Here is a 20846-nt window from a genome sequence, read left to right as displayed (position 1 = left end):
ACCCCTCAGTTGAATCGCTGTTTCTTGCGCTAACCAGGCGGGTACAGTAGCCTGAGGGAAATTTCATCATCGGTACGAGCCATCTGCATGTTAAAGCGCGTGTTTTACAGCCTGTCTGTCCTGGTCGGCATACTGCTGTTGATCGTGCTGGGTCTCGACCGCTGGATGAGCTGGAAAACAGCCCCCTACATTTTTGATGACCTACAGGATCTCCCCTACCGTCAGGTTGGTGTGGTGCTTGGCACCGCCAAGTATTACCGCACTGGCGTCATAAATCAGTATTACCGGTATCGTATTCAGGGCGCGCTGAACGCCTATAACAGCGGCAAGGTGAACTATCTGCTGCTGAGCGGCGATAACGCGCTGCAAAGCTATAACGAGCCGGTGACGATGCGCAAAGATCTGATTGCCGCAGGCGTCGACCCGGCCGATATCGTGCTCGACTACGCCGGATTCCGCACGCTTGATTCCATCGTGCGTACCCGCAAGGTGTTCGACACCAATGATTTCATCATCATTACCCAGCGTTTCCACTGCGAGCGGGCGCTGTTTATCGCCCTGCATATGGGCATTCAGGCGCAGTGTTATGCGGTGCCATCGCCAAAGGATATGCTGAGCGTGCGCGTACGTGAGTTTGGCGCTCGTTTTGGCGCGCTGGCTGACCTGTACTTATTCAAACGTGAACCGCGCTTTTTAGGCCCGCTGGTGCCGATCCCAACGATGCACGAAGTGCCGGAGAATGCACAGGGTTACCCGGCGGTAACGCCAGAGCAGTTGCTGGAAATTCAGAAGAAGTAATAACTTTTGTCGGGTGGCGGCTTCGCCTTACCCGACCTACGATCGCGATTTTGTAGGCCCGGTAAGCGTCGCGCCACCAGGCAAAAAAAGGCCCGCTACGTGAGCGGGCCTTTTCATTCTGAAGATCTTACTTCTTACGCGCGTACTTCAGTGAATCCAGCGCAACCGCGAAGATGATGATGGCGCCCTTGATGATGTACTGCCAGTAGGGGTTCACGCCGATGTAGGTCAGGCCGTAGTTGATAACGGTGAAGATGATCACACCGGTCACCACGCCCAGCACGGTACCCACGCCGCCGCTGAAGGAGACGCCGCCAACCACGCAGGCTGCAATCGCATCCAGTTCGTACATAAAGCCGAGGTTGTTGGTTGCAGAGCCGATACGGCCCGCTTCCAGCATCCCGCCGAAGGCGTAGAAGACCCCGGACAGGGCGTAAATCATCAGCAGGTTCAGAGCCACGTTGACCCCGGACACTTTCGCCGCTTCAGGGTTACCGCCGATAGCAAAGATGTTTTTACCGAAGCGGGTTTTGTTCCACAGGATCCAGACGAACGCCACCGCAATCAGCGCATAGAAGGTGATGTAGGAGAGACGGAAGCTGCCCAGCGCAACAAACCCCTGCGTGAAGGTCGAGAAGCCGCTGTCGAAGCCAGAGATTGGAGACGCGCCGACGAAATCGTAGTACAGGGAGTTGATACCATAAACGATGATCATCGTGCCAAGCGTGGTGATGAATGGCGTCACGTTCAGGTAAGCAATGATGATGCCGTTAATCAGGCCAATTACCGCGCCGATGGCGCACACGATCAGGATCACCACGAAAATCGGCATGGTCGCCATCTCCGGGAACACCTTGTTGGCGTTTTCCATCGACTGCAACAGGGTTGCCGCAATGACCGCCGCCAGACCCACCTGGCGCCCTGCCGAAAGGTCAGTCCCTTGGGTAACGATAAGCCCCGCCACGCCAAGCGCGATAATAATACGTACGGAAGACTGGGTCAGAATGTTACTCAAGTTCAGCAGACTTAAGAACGTAGGGTCCTGGAAAATAATAATCGCCAGCAAGACTAAAAGAACAACGTAAATACCGCCTTCTTTCAGATAAGTGAGAAAACTTTTTTTATTTAACGCACTCATGAGGAGCCCCTGATCTTAAAGGTGCAAAGACGCAAGACGCAAAATTTCGTTTTGCGTTGTCGTTTTGGTTTCAACAATACCGGCAACGAGACCATTGCTCATAACCAGAATACGGTCTGTGATCCCTAACAATTCCGGCATTTCGGAAGAAATAATAATGATCCCTTTATCTTTTTTCGCCAGCTCGGCGATCAGCTGGTAAATCTCAAATTTTGCACCCACGTCGATACCGCGCGTAGGTTCATCCAGCATCAGAATTTCAGGCTGGGTTAATAGCCAGCGACCAATAATGACTTTCTGCTGGTTCCCTCCCGAGAGTGAGCCAATTTGCGTGCGGTGGCCCGGCGTTTTCACGCGCATGGAGTCAATCACCCACTGGGTATCGCTCTTCATGCGGGAATTATCCAGCAGCCCGACTTTATTTTTGTAATTGCGAATATTAGAAATTAACGAGTTAAAGTTAATATCCAGATAAGCGTAAATACCGGTGGAACGACGCTCTTCCGTCACCAGCGCAAAGCCATTATTAATGGCTTCGTTGGCGTTGTGGTTGTTGATCTTCTTACCGTGCAGCGTAATGGTGCCTTCGGCTTTCTCACGGATACCAAACAGGGTTTCCACGATATCGGTGCGCTTAGCGCCCACCAGCCCTGCGATGCCAAGGATCTCCCCCTTGTGCAGATCGAAAGAGACATCGCGGATAGACGGCTGACGCAGCGAGGTCAGGTTACGCACCTCCAGAATCACTTCGCCTGGCTTGTTTTCTTTATCCGGGAAGCGCTGGTTCAGAGAACGGCCAACCATCATGGCGATGATCTTGTCCATATCCAGCCCTTCCAGCGGCTGGGTGGCGATCCACTGGCCGTCGCGCAGGATGGTGATTTCATCGCACAGCTGGAAGATCTCTTCCATTTTATGTGAGATATAGACAATGCCGCAGCCGCGATCTTTCAGCTTACGAATAATGGTAAAAAGGTGGTTAACCTCTTTTTCCGTTAATGACGATGTCGGTTCATCCATGATCACGATTTTCGCATCATAGGAGAACGCTTTGGCAATTTCGATCATCTGCATCTGGGAAACGGATAATGTCCCGACGCGTGCGCGCGGGTCGATATCAATATCCAGCTCATCAAAAATGGCTTTGGTGTCGCGATACATTTTATCCTGATCGACAAAGACACCTTTGGTTGGATAACGACCCAACCACATATTATCCATAACTGAACGTTGCAGAACCAGGTTTAATTCCTGGTGTACCATCGAGATACCGTTCTCCAGCGCTTCTTTCGCTGAATGGAAGTCGATCTCTTTTCCCTGAAAAAGAATGCTGCCAGAATCTTTTTGATAGATCCCAAAGAGGCATTTTAATAATGTTGATTTACCCGCACCGTTTTCACCCATTAACGCATGAATAGAGTGTGGACGAACTTTTAAATTAACATTATCGAGCGCCTTAACACCGGGGAATGACTTGTTGACACCGGTCATTTCCAACAAGTATTCACCGGACGACTGAGTAGTTGTGCTGACCATAATTATACCTTGTTGGCCTCGCATATCGCGTTATAAAAGGGCGCAACGAATTGCGCCCAGTGAAGACAATGCAGATAACTTATTTACCGATAAACTCAGCCAGGTTGGACTGGTCTACGCCCACGTAAGGAACGCGAACGATTTTGTTGTCAATTTTCCAGTTAGTCCCGTCAGCGGCGCCTTTACCGTCGGCCAGGTTTTTCGCCAGATCGAAGGTGGCTTTCGCCTGGTTGTTGGCATCGTTCAGCACGGTACCGGCCATAGCGCCAGATTTCACCAGCGCCAGCGCTTCTGGCAGGGCATCCACACCGAATACAGGAATGGCGGATTTGTTGTGGGCTTTCAGCGCTTCTACCGCACCCATTGCCATCGCATCGTTGTTGGCGATGACCACTTCAATTTTGTTGGCGTTCGGACCAGAGAGCCACGCGTCCATCTTATCTTTCGCCTGAGCGGTGTCCCACATTGCGGTGTCTAACGCCAGCTGCTGGGTTTTCAGGCCCTTGTCGTTCAGCTCTTTAATAACGTAGGTGGTACGTGCTTCAGCATCCGGATGGCCCGGTTCGCCTTTCAGCAGAACGAACTGAATCTGACCATCTTTGTTCAGATCCCAGTTCGGGTTCGCCGCCCAGTGTTTCGCAATCAGATCGCCCTGGATAATCCCGGACTCTTTGGAGTCGGTACCCACGTAATACGCTTTGTCGTAGCTGTCCAGCGCCTTACGGGAAGGTTCTTTGTTGAAGAAGACAATTGGCACGTTCTGGCCGCGCGCTTTCTCGATCACCGTGCCTGCCGCAGCCGGGTCAACCAGGTTAATAGCCAGCGCTTTCACGCCTTTTGCCAGAAGAACGTCAATCTGATCGTTCTGTTTGGACTGGTCATTCTGGGAGTCATTCATCAGCAGCTGCACGTCTGGCGCTGATTTAGCATCTTTTTCAATTGCTTTACGCACAACGGACATGAAGTTGTCGTCGTATTTATAGATAGTCACGCCAATACGGGTATCCGCTGCGTGCGCTGCTGCGCCAAAAAGCATGCTTGCCATGACAGCAGACAGAGTCAACACCTTCTTATTCATGGTATCTCCGGTTTTTTTTATGCAGGGTAGTTCTTGTGAAAAACGGTCGGCGGGCAGAAGTTAATAAAACGTTACTGATCGCCGAAGTTCACTTATAAAATGTCCAGCTTCCGTGTTCGGTAACGCTCCAGAAATGCGTTTTATTCGTTGTTTGAGGCATGCTGGTAACGGTAAAAGTGAATAATCACCGTTACATTGTGTTTCAGCCCCTAAAACGCTGACATCATAGACAGCGGCTTGTTAAGATACTGTGAATTTACTCACAGATTGAAAACGGTTACATCACGTGATGTTATCAGTTAGTGATCGGAGCCACAGTTTGTCGGATAGCGACCGAATGGCGGCGTACTAAAGTCGGCATAAAACAATGCGTTGCGTCAGGATCTAACAGCCCTGCCGCCCCCTGTAACGCCAGCTCTGTCGCCAGTTTCGCCATCGACGCAATGGGGTAACGCACCGTTGTCAGCTGCGGATCGGTGTAACGGGCAATCGGGATATCGTCAAAGCCGATCAGCGATAAATGCTGTGGCACCGCAATGCCGTTGTCTTTCAGCGCGGTAAGCGCACCTGCCGCCATGCTGTCGTTATAGGCAAACACGGCCGTCAGCTGAAGATTACGCCCCAGCAGTTCCACCATTGCCGCTTCACCGCCCTGCATGTCCGGCGAACCGGTACCTACCCAGCTTTCCAGCGGCGCAATGCCCTGCTCTTTCAGGGCGTTTTGCCAGCCCTCGCGGCGCATCATGTCGTCTTCAATACCGTGGCTGGAGGCCAGATAACCAATGCGCTGATGGCCGTTGCTGATGAGCATCCGCGTCGCCATCATCGCGCCGCTGATGTTATCCAGACCGACGCAGCGGTGCGCGTAGCCGGGGACGATACGATTGATAAGCACCATGCCGGGGATTTGCTCCATAAACCCGGCCAGCTCTTCATCGCTCAGGGCTTTAGAGTGCACAATCAGGGCGTTACAGCGCTGGCGGATCAGTACCTCAATGGCATAACGCTCTTTTTCAGCCTCGTGATAGCTGTTGCCAATCAACACATATTTCTGGTGCTGCTGGGCAACGACGTCCACCGCTTTGACCAGCGCGCCGAAGAAGGCGTCAGACACGTCCATCACCACTACGCCAATGGTATCGCTGACCTGCGTCGCCAGCGCCTGGGCATTAGCGTTTGGCCGGTACCCCAGTTGGGTCACGGCTTTCATTACGGTTTCACGCGTTTCAGGGCTGACCAGCGCACTGTTGTTCAGCACGCGGGAGACAGTAGCAACAGAAACACCCGCCTGGCGGGCGACGTCACGAATGGTGATCATATTCACCACCCTTTAAAGGATTGCAGCAACTCACAGACACCCCCTGTGTTTAGCAAGGTGGCTATTCTGGCAGCGAGAGAGAGGAGACTACGTGAAGAAGCTCACACAGATGAAAACGCTTACATCCGTTTTGTTAATGATTGTGATCCAGATCGTTATCTGGATGTATTACGCAATGACACGCCCGAAGCACGGGCGGTTAACCGTCGCCATGCCCATTCCAGCGGGCCCTGGCGGAAAAAACGCAGCCAGACAACCGAAAACACCACGTTAACAATCCAGACCGGAATAACAAACGCCAGCAGCGTCAGGCGGTCGAATTTCATAAACAGGCCGAATCGGTAGAAAAGCGTGGTGCATATCAGCGTTTGCAGGATGTAATTGCTTAACGCCATCCGCCCAACGCAGGCCACCGCACTGACGATCCACAGGCGGGAAAGCTGGAGCCAGAAGCCGTAGATCAGCGCCGCATAGCCAATAGTCTGGAACGGCGCGCTCAGTTCGCGCGGCACCTGCAACAGGAATGCACACCAGCGGTAATCCCACTGAAGATGCCACTGCATCATCACCGCCGGGAGGTTGATGATCACGCCGAGCAGCACCAGCCCTGCTCCCGTACGACGATAGTGTCGCAGGCTAAATTCCCCTTTCAGCCAGCCGGTGCGCATCAGGGCTGCGCCCATCAGCATCATCCCCGCCAGTTGCCAGCCGTATTGCGCGCCCAGCGCCAGCAGATTATCGCCGAGCATATCGGCCCGGTTGCCTATCGCTTCCATGCCGCCTTTCAGCTTCCAGAACTGCTCATATTGCAGGTTGGCCGCATCCGGGATCCATGAACGACTGGTGGAAGCATCGGCAATCATGCCAAGCAGCAATAACACGGCCAGTCCCATGACATAGAGCATCACGCCGGTATTAAACAGGCTTTTCACTCCGGGCGCGTCGCGGATCAGCCGCCAGCAAATCAGCCCCACCAGACCATACGCGAGCAGAATATCGCCGTCCCAGAACAGCAGCCCGTGAATAAAACCGAGGATAACCAGCAGCGTTAAACGCGACTGGATCCAGCGCGTACCGCGTTTGAGGAGAAGCTGAAGTCCCGCGCCAAACAGAAGCGCAAAGAGGGTCAGGAATTTAACCTGTGCAAAGAGATCGAGGATTGCCCACGTCCAGGCGTCGCTGCGCGTGATGTCGCCATACCACGCAGGATTCAGATAAGCGGCCTTCGGCAGACCGAAGGCGCTGATATTCAGCAGCAGGATACCGAGAATGGCGACGCCGCGAACAAAATCGAGCGTGACGTTTCGCTCCATGGTCCCTGCCCTGTCTGATTAGTTGTGGTGACGCACGGCGCGCAGGAACTCCTGGCGGGTGTTCTGGCTCGATTTGAACAGGCCACCCAGCGAAGTGGTGGTGGTTGCGCTGGTTGCATCACGCACGCCGCGCGCTTTCACGCAGTAGTGCACCGCGTCGATAGACACCGCCACGTTGTTAGTACCCAACAGAGTTTGCAGTGCGGTCAGGATCTGCTGCGTCAGACGCTCCTGCACCTGCGGACGCTGGGCAAAGAACTGCACGATGCGGTTGATCTTGGACAGGCCAATGACCGTATCTTTTGGAATATAGGCCACCGTCGCTTTACCATCGATGGTCACAAAGTGATGCTCGCAGGTGCTGGTCAGCGTGATATCGCGTACCGTCACCATCTCATCGACCTTCATCTTATTTTCAATGACGGTGATTTTCGGGAAGTTCGCGTAATCCAGGCCGGAGAAAATTTCGTCGACGTACATCTTCGCGATGCGGTGCGGCGTCTCCATCAGGCTGTCGTCGCTCAGATCGAGATTCAGCAGTTGCATGATCTCCGTCATATGGCCGGCGATCAGACTCTTGCGGGTATCATTGTCCAGCTCCTGCACGGGCGGGCGCAATGGCGTTTCAAGACCGCGCGCAACCAGCGCTTCATGGACAAGGGCTGCTTCTTTACTGAGTGATGACATTCTTTTCTCCTGCAGGTGTGGCGTCTTTTGCCCTCGTTGTGGCAAAAGTGTGCGCTCATTGTGCGTGAGGCGACGCACATAATCCAGTATTCACGACGATAATTATTGCAATTGCTGTTGCCTTTCAGCCTGACGGTTCCAGACTAACGCTCCGCCAACGAACAGCGCGATCCCCGCCAGCCCCAGCGCAGGTTCCAGCCGATGCGTGAGCCAGGTCGACAGTGCCGACGTGACCGGACCCACCAGCTGACCAATGGCATACCCGGTGGTGAGCAGTCCCGCCATATAACGCGTGTGGTCTGGCGCCAGCTCGCGACCGTACAAAAGAGAGAGCTGCACGGCGCAGAGGAACCCGCCGCCCACCAGCAGCCCACCCGTCAACAAGCCGCCTATGCCCGGCAGCAGCCAGGCCGCCAGCACGCCAATCCCCTGTAACCACAGAACAATCGCCAGCCTGCGGTTAGCGCTTGATGTATGCCGCAGGGCAATGCTGAGCGCAATTCCCACCACCGAGGCGGCGCCAAATATCGGCCAGACAAACTGGGCAAACAGGCTGCCAGGAAAACGCACCGCCGCCATTTGCGATAAAAAGGTCGCCGGGAGGATATAGCCGAACCCTGCCAGGCTGTAGCTCCAGACCAGACGCTTGAGATCTGCGGTCAGCAGCAGCGGTTCAGGCGCGGTACCGGGCCGATGGAGCTGCCCGGACCGCGGCAGGTAGCGCGCCACCAGCACAATCAGCACCAGCGCCAGTACGCCGTAGATTTGCCATGCCGCCCCGGCGGACAAGGATTTCGCCTGAATATAGACCGCCAGCAGGCCGCTCAGGGCGATGCCGGCCCCGGGTCCGGCAAAGACGGCCGCACTGAGTCCCGGTTTGCCCAGCTGCCCCAGCCGCTCGTTGGTCCAGGCGGCAATCAGCACCATCGACCAGCCGCTCATGCAGCCGATCACAAAGCGCAGCAGACCGTGAACAACGGCATTATCTGCCGCCGCGGAGAGCAGCGTTAGCGCCACCGCACCGGTGATGCCAAGCCAGAGACGCGTTTCAACGAAGCGATGGGCGCGCATGGCATCCCATGCCCCCACCAGATAGCCCATATAGTTCATTGCCGCCACCAGCCCCGCGCTGGTAAGCGTGAGTTGCCCGGCGGCTATCATCAGCGGCACCTGAGGCGTGAAGGCGAAGCGCCCTATCCCCATCGCCACGACCAGAACCACAAATCCGCTGAGCGCGATACGCAGCGCCATGATCGCTCCAATTGTTAAAGAAAAGTAAATTTATGATGCAACATCTCGCCGTCCTGCGAAAGTGAAAGTTGCTCACAGGTCAATGAAAACTCTGTATTATGCGTTTTATGAATCGTCTTACCTTTAAGGAGCCCTGCATGGAACTGCTCGAAGAGCATCGTTGTTTTGAAGGTCGACAGCAGCGCTGGCGGCACGACTCCACCACGCTGAATTGTGCTATGACGTTCAGCATTTTCCTGCCCCCTGCGGACAATCCACCGGTGCTGTACTGGCTTTCAGGCCTGACCTGCAACGACGAAAACTTCACCACCAAAGCGGGTGCCCAGCGTATTGCCGCCGAACTGGGCATAGCGCTGGTGATGCCAGATACCAGCCCGCGTGGCGATGACGTGGCCGACGATGCCGGATACGATTTGGGTAAAGGCGCCGGGTTCTATCTCAACGCCACGGAACAACCGTGGGCGAGCCATTACCGCATGTATGACTACATTCGCGATGAACTGCCTGCCCTGGTGCACTCTCAGTTCGCGGTCAGCGAGCGCTGCGCGATAAGCGGACATTCGATGGGGGGCCACGGGGCGCTGATAATGGCGCTGAAAAATCCGGGGAAATACACCAGCGTGTCCGCATTTGCGCCGATTGTGAACCCAACGCAGGTGCCGTGGGGGCAAAAAGCCTTTACGCACTATCTGGGTGAAGAAGCAGAAAAATGGCAGGAATGGGACAGCTGCGCGTTGATGCTGGCGAGCGATTCGGTGAATGCGATCCCAATGCTTATCGATCAGGGCGATGCGGATCAGTTCCTCGCCGGACAACTACAGCCTGCGGTGCTGGCGGAAGCCGCGCGCCAGAAGGACTGGCCGCTAACTCTGCGCATTCAGCCGGGATACGACCACAGCTATTACTTCATGGCGTCCTTTATTGAGGATCATCTCCGCTTCCATGCGGAGCATCTGTTCAGGTAAGTTCCGCCTTTTGCCCGGTAGCGCCTCCTGCCTACCGGGTCTTTCCCCTCCCCCTCTTTACATACTTCTATCCGCTTGAATCCAGCCTGATTTCTGTTGCCGACCCCCAAACACAAATGATTTCAATTATCATTTGTGTTTACAATTCTACATTCTTTTGTACAATTCGAGGCTCTTCTCCATCTCAAAGAGTTCTTACAAGACAAAAACATACAGTTCTCAGGGTTATCCCGATGGAGTTTTATTCATTTTTATACGGAATGTACAAATGACAATACCGCGCATTAAGCTCCTGGCCGTCGCCATTGGCGCTGCCACATGTTCCCCCTTCGTTCACGCAGCCGATCAGGACACCGTTGTCGTCACCGCGACGGGTTTTGAACAAAAGATCCAGAATGCCCCCGCCTCCATCTCTGTGATTTCAAAACAGCAGATTGAAGATAAAGCCTACCGTGATGTTACCGATGCCCTGAGAGACGTCCCGGGCGTTGTCGTCACTGGCGGCGGGAGCAGCAGTGATATCAGTATTCGCGGCATGGCCTCTCAGTACACCCTGTTCCTGGTGAACGGCAAACGCGTCAGTACGCGAAGCACTCGCCCCAACAGCGACAACTCGGGTATTGAACAAGGCTGGCTGCCGCCGCTGGAGTCCATTGAGCGCATCGAGGTCATCCGCGGCCCGATGTCCTCGCTTTACGGCTCCGATGCTATGGGTGGCGTAATTAACGTCATTACCAAAAAAGTCTCGAACACTAAAGCCTGGACCGGTTCGTTGCATGGCGATGCGACCTTCCAGGAAAACAATGATTCCGGCGATATCTTCCAGACCAACGCCTACGCTTCTGGTCCCCTGATCGACGGACTGCTGGGCGCAAAAGTGACGGGGCTGTTGTCACGCCGCGCAGAAGATAAAATCGTGAACGGCTATAACGAGCAGAAAATGCGTAACGGTGGCATTACGCTGAACTTCACGCCGGACGAGAAGAACGATTTCGACCTCGACTTTGCTCGCGAGCTTCAGGACAGAAACAGCACCCCGGGGATGTCGAAAGCGGCTGAAACCTGCCGGGGAACAACCTGTACGCCAAATACCAAAAGCGACTCGCGCTATGAGCACACGACCTACTCCTTAACGCACAGCGGGTATTACGACGACTTCAATACCACCAGCTATATCCAGCAGGAAGAGACCAATAATCCAGGTCGCAAAATGCGCTCCTATAACACCACCTTCAACAACCAGAACCAGATTTTCCTCGGCGATCATACGTTGACCCTCGGCGGGCAGTATCGTTATGAGAAACTGCGCGACAAGGGTAATCAGCTGGAAGCTGCTGACGGCCTGAACAAACTGACGCGCTGGAGCTGGGCCCTGTTTGCCGAAGATGAATGGGCAATGACGGAAAGCTTTACGTTGACCGGCGGCCTGCGTATGGACAAAGACCAAAACTACGGTACTAACTGGACGCCGCGCGGTTACGGCGTATGGCACCTGGCCGATCAGTGGACGTTAAAAGGCGGGGTTTCGGCTGGCTATCGTGCGCCGGATCTGCGTCAGTCGTCTGCCAGCTGGGGCCAGGTAACGGGTGGCGGCCGTCTTGACGGTATCATCGTTGGCAACCCGGATCTGAAACCAGAGAAGAGTCTGAGCGAAGAGCTCGCCCTGCTCTGGGATAACAACGATAACCTGAATGCCGGCGTAACGCTGTTTAATACCGACTTCAAGGACAAGATTACGGAAGTTCGCCGCTGTAACAGCAGCGCCGATCCCGCCTGTACGATTGGCGATCACAGCTATGATTTCGTCAGCGATCGCGTCAACGTGGACAAAGCCAACATGCGCGGTGTGGAGTCCTCCTTCGGGTGGAAAATCACGCGCGATGTGAACTGGACTGCAAACTACACCTATACGGAGTCCGAGCAGAAGAGCGGCCAGTTCTCCGGCAAGCCACTGAACAAAATGCCGAAACACATGTTCAACACTACCCTGGACTGGCAGGCGACGCCAGATGTCGGATTCTGGAGCCGTCTGAACCTGCGCGGTAAAACGTCTGAGTACCTGAGCCGCACGTCAATGTCCCAGGGTACGCCGTCCTACACTCAGGTTGATGTCGGTATGCGCTACAACGCCAACAAAAACCTGCTGGTTACTGCCGGTGTGTATAACGTGCTCGATAAGCAGATTGATTACGATACGTATGACACCGTGCTGGATGGCCGTCGCTATACCGTCGGCATGACCTACAGCTTCTGATCTGCCCATAAAAAAGCCCGCTCAACTGAGCGGGCTAAAAGAGAGGAAATGCGGTTATTGTTTAAATCGTTCCGGGAAATCCATTTCACTGTAGCGAACGAAGCGTGTTCCTTTCGTCAGTTTGTAGCCAAACCAGATGATCAGGAACAGCGGAATGCCAATATAGGTGGCCGTGACGGCGCCCCAGTCAATGGTGTCCGCAAGGAAGGCCTCATAGTTCTGACCCAGGGTAATAATCAGGCACAGAACGAAGGCGAAGATCGGCCCCAGCGGGAAGAACCCTGACCGGTACGGCAGATTATTCAGATCATGACCCTGCTTGACGTACCCGCGACGGAAACGGTAGTGGCTGATGGCAATGCCCAGCCAGGCAATGAAGCCCGTCATACCAGAGGTGTTAAGCAGCCACAGGTAGACCGTCTGATTGCCGAACATGGAGGTCAGGAAACAGAGACCCGCAATCACCGTGGTCGCATACAGCGCGTTGCGCGGCACGCCACCGCGAGACAGTTTCGAGAAAATACGCGGCGCTTTACCGTCGCAGGCCAGGGTGTAGAGCATGCGGGTGGAGGCGTACATCCCGGAGTTACCCGCAGACAGTACCGCCGTCAGGATCACCGCGTTCATCACCGCCGCGGCAGAGAGCAGACCCGCGTGCTGGAAGACTAGCGTGAACGGGCTGACGCTGATGTCTTTCACATCATTACGCAGCAGGCTTGGGTCGGTATACGGAATGATCAGGCTGATAATCAGGATCGCGAACACATAGAACAGCAGGATACGCCAGAACACCTGACGCACCGCGCGCGGAATGTTCTTCTCCGGGTTTTCGGATTCACCGGCCGCGATACCAATCAGCTCGGTACCCTGGAAGGAGAAGCCGACAATCATCGCCACGCCAATCATCGCCGAGAAGCCCCCGGCAAACGGCGCATCGCCTATAGTCCAGTTACTCCAGCCCGCCGGTTCAGCCCCTTTGAAAATACCAACGATCATCGCCACACCGACGACGATAAAGATGATGACGGTTGCCACTTTAATCAAAGAGAACCAGTATTCCGCTTCGCCAAAGCCGCGCACGGAGATGTAGTTCAGCAGGAAGATGACCGCCAGGAACAGGGCGCTCCAGATCCAGCCTGGCGTGTCCGGGAACCACCAGGTCATCACCAGCTGTGCGGCGACGAGGTCAACGGCGATGGTCACCGCCCAGTTGTACCAGTAGTTCCAGCCCAGCGCGAAGCCGAAGCCTTCCTCAACGTATTTTTGTCCGTAGGTCGAAAAGGAACCAGACACCGGCATGTATGCCGCCAGTTCACCCAGGCTGGTCATCAGGAAGTAGACCATCAGGCCAATCAGGATATAAGAGAATAGTGCCCCACCCGGGCCGGCTGCCGAAATTGTTGCGCCAGAGGCAACGAAAAGACCCGTACCGATGGAGCCGCCAATGGCGATCATCGTCAGGTGACGCGCCTTAAGTGCGCGACGTAGCGCGGGCGCTTCTGTGGTTTTAGTTTCTGAAACCATGTGAAAATGCTGTCCATTCAATAAATGAGGCGCGATTGTAGCAGACGATCTGCGTTGCTTCCGGCAGAAATGCTCAGTTATAAGAGAGCTTCATGACTCGGCCAGGATTATAAGTAAAGCATAATTTTTCCCTCTCCCCTTTGGGGAGAGGGCCAGGGTGAGGGGAGCTTTTACATCTCGCAGTAACGCAGAAAACGCTGGAGCGAACTGGAAAGGTGTTTCTGACGATGATGGATGCACCACAGCGTGCGCACCAGCTTCGGCAGCGGAACGGGGATCTCAACCAGAGAGCCGGTCTCCAGCTGTTCGGCAATCACCCGTCGGGAAAGACAGCTAATGCCCAGGCCATGACGCACCGCATGCTTAATCGCCTCGGAGTTACCTAACTCCATCCCTAACTGGAACTGCGGCAGATGGGACAGCAGCAGATAATCGACAATCTCACGCGTGCCGGAGCCCTGCTCTCGCAGGATCCACTGCGCCTGCGCCAGACGCTCCAGCGTCACCTCGCCCTGGAGTAAAGAAGAGGCCGGGGAGGCAAACACCACCAGCTCATCCTCCAGCCAGGGTTCCGCAATGATATCCACGTTGTGGCACGGCCCTTCGATAAGCCCGATGTCCACGCGGAAATCGATCACCGCGTTGATCACGTCCTGGCTGTTGCCGACGCTCATTTCCAGCGGCAGGGTCGGAAAATCCCGGCGGTAGCGGGCAATCACTTCCGGCAGGATGTAGTTACCGATCGTGCTGCTGGCGTAGACGCGAATAGCGCCGTTGTCCTCGCGGAACAGCTGTTCGATCTCCGTTGCCTGCTCCAGCAAGGCCAGGGCACGCGGGTACAGCAGGCGGCCATGTTCGTTCACCACCAGCCGCTTTCCTACCCTGTCGAAAAGCTGAACGCCCAGTTGCCCTTCAAGATCGGTCAAGGCCGCGCTAACGGCGGACTGCGAGAGCGCCAGCATTTGTGACGCCTGGGTTGTCGAGCCGCTTTTCAGCACCTCGGCAAAAACTTCCAGCTGACGCAATGTAATGTGCATGGTTGCTTACCACTTATAAAGATTGATTATAAATATATAATCAATTTTATTTTTAAGCCAGAGCGCCGTAACCTTTAGCCAGACAAAGGAGAAGGTTATGTCAGAAATCACCTTACAACATCATCGTACAGTGTGGCACTTCGTGCCGGGTCTCGCGCTCAGCGCCGTGGTTACCGGCGTGGCTTTATGGGGCGGGAGTATACCGGCGGTTGCCGGCGCAGGGTTCAGCGCCCTGACGCTGGCCATTCTGCTTGGCATGGTGGTCGGGAACACCGTTTATCCACACATATGGAAATCCTGCGACGGCGGCGTGCTTTTCGCCAAGCAGCATTTATTACGTCTCGGGATCATCCTTTATGGCTTCCGTCTCACCTTTTCGCAGATTGCGGATGTCGGTGTCAGCGGGATTGCCATTGACGTCCTGACCCTTTCGAGCACCTTTTTACTGGCGTGCTTTATCGGCCAGAAGATCTTTGGGCTGGACAAACAGACCAGCTGGCTGATCGGTGCGGGTAGCAGCATCTGCGGCGCGGCGGCGGTACTGGCAACAGAACCCGTCGTTAAAGCCGAAGCCAGTAAAGTCACGGTTGCCGTCGCGACGGTAGTTATCTTCGGTACGCTGGCGATCTTCCTGTATCCGGCCATGTATCCGCTGGTGGCGCACTGGTTTAGTCCGGAAACCTACGGCATTTATATCGGCTCAACCATGCACGAAGTGGCGCAGGTGGTGGCGGCAGGTCACGCCATTAACCCGGAAGCGGAAAACGCGGCGGTCATCGCCAAAATGCTGCGCGTGATGATGCTGGCCCCGTTCCTGATTTTCCTCGCGGCGCGGGTTAAACAGCTTGCTCCGGCAGGCGGCAGCGAGAAAAGCAAAATCACCATTCCGTGGTTTGCGATCCTGTTCATCTTGGTCGCTGTCTTCAACTCTTTCCACCTGCTGCCAAAAGCGATGGTGGATATGCTGGTGACGCTGGATACGGTCCTGCTGGCGATGGCGATGGCGGCGCTGGGCGTCACCACACACGTCAGCGCGCTGAAAAAAGCCGGCGCGAAACCGCTGCTGATGGCGCTGGTGCTGTTCATCTGGCTAATCGTTGGCGGTGGTGCGATTAACCTTGCGGTACACAGCCTGTTGGCATAAACCATCTCGTCCTTCTCCTGTTAACCCGCTATCATAGGCATTTCGGGTTAACAGGAGTCTTTTTATGAAATATGTTGGAGCGCACGTCAGCGCTGCCGGTGGCCTTGCGAATGCCGCCATTCGCGCCGCCGAAATCGAGGCGACCGCTTTCGCCCTGTTCACCAAAAACCAGCGCCAGTGGCGCGCCGCAGCGCTCACCGCTGAAGTGATTGATGATTTCAAAGCCGCCTGTGAGAAATACCACTATGGGCCTGGCCAAATCCTCCCCCATGACAGCTACCTCATTAACCTCGGTCACCCGGTTGCCGAGGCGCTGGAAAAATCCCGCGAAGCGTTCCTGGATGAGGTTCAGCGCTGTGAACAGCTGGGGCTGACGCTGCTGAACTTCCATCCCGGCAGCCATCTGATGCAGATTGACGAAGACGCCTGTCTGGCGCGCATCGCCGAGTCCATCAACATGACGCTGGATAAAACCCAGGGCGTGACGGCGGTGATTGAGAATACCGCCGGTCAGGGCAGCAACCTCGGCTTTAAGTTTGAGCATCTGGCGGCGATCATCGACGGCGTGGAAGATAAATCCCGCGTGGGGGTGTGCATCGATACCTGTCACGCCTTTGCCGCCGGCTATGACCTGCGCACAACCGAGGCCACGAAAAATACCTTCGAGGAGTTCGAGCGTATTGTCGGTTTTAAATACCTTCGCGGTATGCACTTAAACGATGCGAAAAGCGCGTTCGGCAGCCGCGTTGACCGCCACCACAGCCTGGGCGAAGGCAACATCGGCCATGATGCGTTCCGCTTTATCATGCAGGACGCCCGCTTCGACGGTATTCCGATGGTGCTCGAAACCATTAACCCGGATATCTGGGCGGAAGAGATTGCCTGGCTGAAGGCGCAGCAAACCGCTGAACAGGCGGCATAAAAAAAGCCGGGCTGCTTACGCACCCGGCTTTTTTTGTAGGTCGGGTAAGGCGAAGCCGCCACCCGACACCTCTTTTAGGCTGCTTTTGCGACCACTTCCGCTTCCGGGCGCTTCAGCACCGCGTAAGACAGGCCTGCCACCAGCGTACCGGCAACAATGGCCAGCAGATAACCCAGCACCGGCGTGATGGCGCCAGGGATGAGCAGGACGAACAGACCGCCGTGCGGCGCCATCAGTTTCGCACCTACCGCCATGGAGATAGCCCCCGTCACCGCACCACCCATGATACAGCACGGCAGAACACGCATTGGATCGCGTGCCGCAAACGGGATTGCGCCTTCGGTGATGAAGCACAGGCCCAGCACCAGCGCCGCTTTACCGCCTTCCTGCTGCGCTTTATCGAACTTACGGCGGGCAATAATCGTCGCCAGACCGAGCGCCAGCGGAGGCACCATACCGGCCGCCATGATCGCCGCCATCGGCGCGTAGGTCTGGGTACTCAGCAGGCCAACGCCAAACGCATATGCCGCTTTGTTCACCGGACCACCCATGTCGGTACACATCATACCGCCGAGGATTGCGCCCAGCAGCACCGCGTTCGCCGTCCCCATGGTTTGCAGCCAGTGGGTCAGACCTTCCAGAATGCCCGCGACCGGCTTACCAATCAGGTAAATCATCGCCAGACCGACCACCAGGCTGGAAATCAGCGGAATGATCAGGATAGGTTTCAGCGCCTCCATACTCTGCGGTAGCTTCAGCTTCGAGCTGATCAGCTTCGCCACATAACCGGCGAGGAAACCGGCAATGATACCGCCGATAAAGCCAGAACCGGTGCTCACGGCGAGCATACCGCCGATAAGACCCGGCGTCAGACCCGGACGGTCAGCAATGGAGAAGGCGATAAAGCCCGCCAGCACCGGCACCATCAACGCAAACGCGGAGCCGCCGCCAATCTGCATCAACGCGGCCGCCAGTGTGCCCGGCTCTTTAAACGCCTCGATACCAAAGGCGAAGGAGAGCGCAATACACAGGCCGCCCGCCACCACCATCGGCAGCATGTAGGACACGCCGGTCAGCAGGTGACGATACGCGCCCGCAGACTCTTTTTTCCCTTCGGTCGCAGTTTTAGCCGCACTGGTTGCCTGATACGGTTTGGCTTCTGCCAGCGCCTTATCAAACTCCTGCGCGGTCTTCTTCAGCGCCAGGCCGGTAGAGGTACGGTACATCGGCTTGCCGGCAAACTTCGCCAGATCCACTTCGATATCCGCCGCCACAATCACCAGATCGGCTTCCGCCACCTCTTCCGGCGTGATGGCATTGCCCGCACCAACAGAGCCGCGGGTTTCAACCTTCACCCACCAGCCACGTTTTTTCGCTTCGGTTTCAATGGCTTCAGCCGCCATAAAGGTGTGCGCCACACCTGTCGGGCAGGCCGTTACCGCAACAATGCGTTTCGGCCCAGCGGCGGCAACCGGCGCCGCCTCAACAGGTGCGCTGTAAACCGTCGCATGACCTTTTGCTTCGCTCAGAAACAGTTCAGGATGTGCCACCGCGCGATTAATATCACCTAGCCACACTTTTTTACCGTTCAGGGCGCTGTCCGCGGGGATTTTGTCGCCCAGAACAATCGCCATTTCAGCATCACCCGGGTTATCAATGATATCCAGGTGCGCTTTTTGTGCCGCCGCGCCCAGCAGGGTCTTCGCCATATAGGCACGAGCCTGTCCGAGACCGGAGTCAATGATCAGCAGCGTTTTCATTATTCCTCTCCTGCTGTTAGTTAAAAGGTTTTAAGTCAACGCGCGCCATCATCGCGGCTAACTGGGTACGATCGGTAATACCGACATTGCTCTGGCTCACGGCCAGGGCCGCAACGGCGGTAGCAAGACGTAAGGTATGTTCACTGGATTCGCGCATCAGCAGACCGTAGATCAGGCCGCCAACCATCGAATCCCCGGCACCCACGGTGCTGACCACCTCCATTGAAGGCGGTTTGGCAATCCATTCCCCGGAGGCGTTCACCCACAGGGCACCTTCTGCACCCAGCGAAATCACCACGTGAGCGATACCCTGCTCGCGCAGCGCATGGGCAGCGTCAATCACATCCTTTAATTCTGGCAGCTTACGGCCCGCCCAGATCTCCAGTTCGCGGCGGTTAGGCTTAACCAGCCATGGCGAGGCTTTCAGACCGGCGACCAGCGCGTCGCGGCTGCTGTCGAAAATAATGCACGGGCACTGGCTGCGCAGGCGCGTCATCCAGTCGGTGAACGCTTCCGGGCTGACGCCGGACGGCAGACTGCCGCTGACGCACACCATGTCAAACTGGCCCAGCCAGCTCAGGGAATCGGCAACAAAGCGCTCCCAGTCAGCCGGGGTCACTTCGAAGCCGGAGAAGTTCAGATCGGTCACTTCACCGTCTTTCTCGGTCAGCTTAACGTTGATGCGGGTACGGCCCTGCACAACCTGAAAACGGTTAGCGATGCCCAGTTCACTGAACAACTGCTGAAAACCATCCTGGTTGTCTTTACCGAGGAAGCCGCCTACGGTGACGTCGATGCCGAGATCTTTCAGCACCTTCGCCACGTTAATCCCTTTTCCTGCGGCATGCAGGCCGGTCGTCCGCACCAGGTTGACTTCGCCACGCTCAATTTCCGGGCAGAAGCCCACCAGATCGTAAGCCGGGTTCAGCGTAATGGTCGCAACACGTCTGCTCATTATGCGCCCTCCCCCAGACCGGCCGCGATGGCGTCGCCAATCGCTTTCAGCGCCTGTTCAGCATCCGCACCCTGCGCGGTAAAGCGCAGACGATGGCCTTTCTTCACGCCCAGCGCGACAACTTTCATCAGGCTGCGCCCGTTGGCTGGTTTACCCGAACCGTCCAGATTGGTCACGGTGATCTCACTTGCAAATTGTTTAATGGTATTCACCAGCATGGTGCCCGGACGGGCATGCAGGCCGTGTTCGTTACGCACCACGTACTCTGCGCTCAGCAGGTCATCCGTCAGCGCATCGTCGCTGGTCAGCAGGGCCAGCACCGTCGCCGCGTCTGCGTTCAGCAGTTTTTCAGCTTTATTGTTCAGCAGCAGTTCGCCCAGACGCTTCAGCACGGATACCGGCTGATCGTCCGCCATGGCGACCGTTACCAGCATCGCGGCGCGTTCGCCGTCTGTCTCAAAGGCAACCGCAGCACGGCTGACCGCGATAGCGCTACGCAGGTTGCCTTCAGCACTGTCGTTCAGCCAGATGCCCTGACCCAGGTTTAATGGCTTATCATTGATGGCGCACGTCACAAAAGTGGTATCTGCCGCTCCCACTTCTTTCAGGCGGGCCGCGTTCAGCGCCTGGAGCGTCAGCAAATCGGACGCAACGACGTCCAGCGTCAGGGTTTCATTATCCAGCTTCAGCGCTTCGCTCTGTTTTTCGCCCATCAGCAGGGCACGCAGCTCTTCAGCAGTGGTGGCGGATTTAAGCTGTTCCGCGACGGCATCATCACTCAGCACGTGCGTCAGCTGACGCAGCAGGCCCAGGTGTTCGTCACCGCTGGCCGCGATGCCAATCGCCACGTAAGCCACCTGACCCTCGCCCCACAGCACGCCCTGCGGGAACTGGAAGACCTGCACGCCGGTTTTCAGCACCTGATCGCGGGTGTCCGTGGTGCCGTGCGGAATTGCAATACCGTTACCGAGGAAGGTGGAGGTCTGCTGTTCACGCGCCAGCATGCCGTTGACGTAGCCGTCAGCCACGTTGCCAGCCTGCACGAGCGCAGCGGCGACCTGGCGAATAGCCTCTTCTTTATTCCCGGCCTGTTCGCCCGGGTGAATATCCTGAACAGATAACTGGAACATGATTCTCCTCTCCTGCTGAAATTGAATCGTTTCAGC

At 56.0% G+C, this 20846-nt stretch carries 17 protein-coding genes; 5 read left to right on the top strand and 12 right to left on the bottom strand.

What is annotated here, in order from left to right:
• Positions 1–87 precede the first annotated feature (87 nt).
• Positions 88–798, top strand: coding sequence for an outer membrane permeability protein SanA (sanA, locus tag O1722_RS07700; RefSeq protein ID WP_017383381.1), 711 nt, complete (start codon positions 88–90; stop codon positions 796–798).
• Positions 799–925: 127 nt separating this feature from the next.
• Here the strand turns inward: sanA and mglC are convergent, their stop codons facing one another.
• The 7 genes from mglC to O1722_RS07665 all read right to left on the bottom strand — a co-directional run bounded on the left by mglC (position 926) and on the right by O1722_RS07665 (position 9119).
• Positions 926–1936, bottom strand: coding sequence for a galactose/methyl galactoside ABC transporter permease MglC (mglC, locus tag O1722_RS07695; RefSeq protein ID WP_003859318.1), 1011 nt, complete (start codon positions 1934–1936; stop codon positions 926–928).
• 15 nt (positions 1937–1951) lie between these two features.
• Positions 1952–3472 (bottom strand): galactose/methyl galactoside ABC transporter ATP-binding protein MglA, encoded by a 1521-nt coding sequence (mglA, locus tag O1722_RS07690; protein WP_003859320.1) that lies wholly within the window; start codon positions 3470–3472, stop codon positions 1952–1954.
• Positions 3473–3551: 79 nt separating this feature from the next.
• Positions 3552–4550, bottom strand: a complete 999-nt coding sequence (gene mglB, locus O1722_RS07685; protein WP_017383382.1) for a galactose/glucose ABC transporter substrate-binding protein MglB — start codon at positions 4548–4550, stop codon at positions 3552–3554.
• Between the two features lie 295 nt (positions 4551–4845).
• Positions 4846–5868 carry an HTH-type transcriptional regulator GalS gene (gene galS / locus O1722_RS07680; RefSeq protein WP_003859324.1) on the bottom strand — a complete coding sequence of 341 codons (1023 nt, stop codon included), beginning with the start codon at positions 5866–5868 and terminating at the stop codon, positions 4846–4848.
• Between the two features lie 155 nt (positions 5869–6023).
• Positions 6024–7181, bottom strand: a complete 1158-nt coding sequence (gene yeiB, locus O1722_RS07675) for a DUF418 domain-containing protein YeiB (RefSeq protein WP_032648910.1) — start codon at positions 7179–7181, stop codon at positions 6024–6026.
• Positions 7182–7199: 18 nt separating this feature from the next.
• Positions 7200–7868, bottom strand: a complete 669-nt coding sequence (folE, locus tag O1722_RS07670) for a GTP cyclohydrolase I FolE (protein ID WP_015572317.1) — start codon at positions 7866–7868, stop codon at positions 7200–7202.
• 102 nt (positions 7869–7970) lie between these two features.
• Positions 7971–9119, bottom strand: coding sequence for a YbfB/YjiJ family MFS transporter (locus O1722_RS07665; protein WP_023295058.1), 1149 nt, complete (start codon positions 9117–9119; stop codon positions 7971–7973).
• 137 nt (positions 9120–9256) lie between these two features.
• Here O1722_RS07665 and fghA point away from each other — a divergent pair, with 137 nt between their 5' ends.
• Both fghA and O1722_RS07655 read left to right on the top strand, forming a co-directional pair.
• Complete coding sequence (gene fghA / locus O1722_RS07660) at positions 9257–10084, top strand: S-formylglutathione hydrolase (RefSeq protein WP_033487347.1); 828 nt, start codon at positions 9257–9259, stop codon at positions 10082–10084.
• A 268-nt stretch (positions 10085–10352) separates the two neighbouring features.
• Entirely contained in the window at positions 10353–12338 is a 1986-nt protein-coding gene (locus O1722_RS07655; RefSeq protein WP_015572315.1) for a ligand-gated channel protein, read from the top strand.
• A gap of 54 nt (positions 12339–12392) precedes the next feature.
• Here the strand turns inward: O1722_RS07655 and O1722_RS07650 are convergent, their stop codons facing one another.
• The gene (locus O1722_RS07650; protein WP_006811308.1) at positions 12393–13862 is read right to left on the bottom strand and encodes an amino acid permease; all 1470 of its coding nucleotides are present in this window, start codon (positions 13860–13862) and stop codon (positions 12393–12395) included.
• Between the two features lie 170 nt (positions 13863–14032).
• Positions 14033–14899 carry a DNA-binding transcriptional regulator YeiE gene (gene yieE / locus O1722_RS07645; protein ID WP_003859337.1) on the bottom strand — a complete coding sequence of 289 codons (867 nt, stop codon included), beginning with the start codon at positions 14897–14899 and terminating at the stop codon, positions 14033–14035.
• A gap of 97 nt (positions 14900–14996) precedes the next feature.
• Between yieE and O1722_RS07640 the strand changes: the two genes are divergently transcribed.
• The gene (locus tag O1722_RS07640; RefSeq protein WP_479954487.1) at positions 14997–16043 is read left to right on the top strand and encodes a YeiH family protein; all 1047 of its coding nucleotides are present in this window, start codon (positions 14997–14999) and stop codon (positions 16041–16043) included.
• 64 nt (positions 16044–16107) lie between these two features.
• A complete protein-coding gene (gene nfo / locus O1722_RS07635) occupies positions 16108–16965 on the top strand; it encodes a deoxyribonuclease IV (RefSeq protein WP_017693043.1) in 858 nt (285 codons plus the stop codon).
• 74 nt (positions 16966–17039) lie between these two features.
• On the opposite strand, the gene fruA is transcribed toward nfo, so the two are convergent.
• From fruA to fruB, 3 genes are read right to left on the bottom strand one after another with little or no spacing between them, the layout of a single operon-like run.
• Complete coding sequence (gene fruA / locus O1722_RS07630; protein ID WP_033487351.1) at positions 17040–18725, bottom strand: PTS fructose transporter subunit IIBC; 1686 nt, start codon at positions 18723–18725, stop codon at positions 17040–17042.
• 16 nt (positions 18726–18741) lie between these two features.
• Positions 18742–19680, bottom strand: coding sequence for a 1-phosphofructokinase (gene fruK / locus O1722_RS07625; protein ID WP_006811313.1), 939 nt, complete (start codon positions 19678–19680; stop codon positions 18742–18744).
• Positions 19680–20810, bottom strand: a complete 1131-nt coding sequence (gene fruB / locus O1722_RS07620) for a fused PTS fructose transporter subunit IIA/HPr protein (RefSeq protein ID WP_017383390.1) — start codon at positions 20808–20810, stop codon at positions 19680–19682. Before fruB ends, fruK begins: the two co-directional genes overlap by 1 nt.
• Positions 20811–20846: the final 36 nt, after the last annotated feature.

Source organism: Enterobacter cloacae complex sp. HYC003_NIDB, assembly GCF_056673375.1.
Note: the sequence above shows the minus strand (reverse complement) of the source record. Positions and strands in the feature narration are given on the sequence as shown.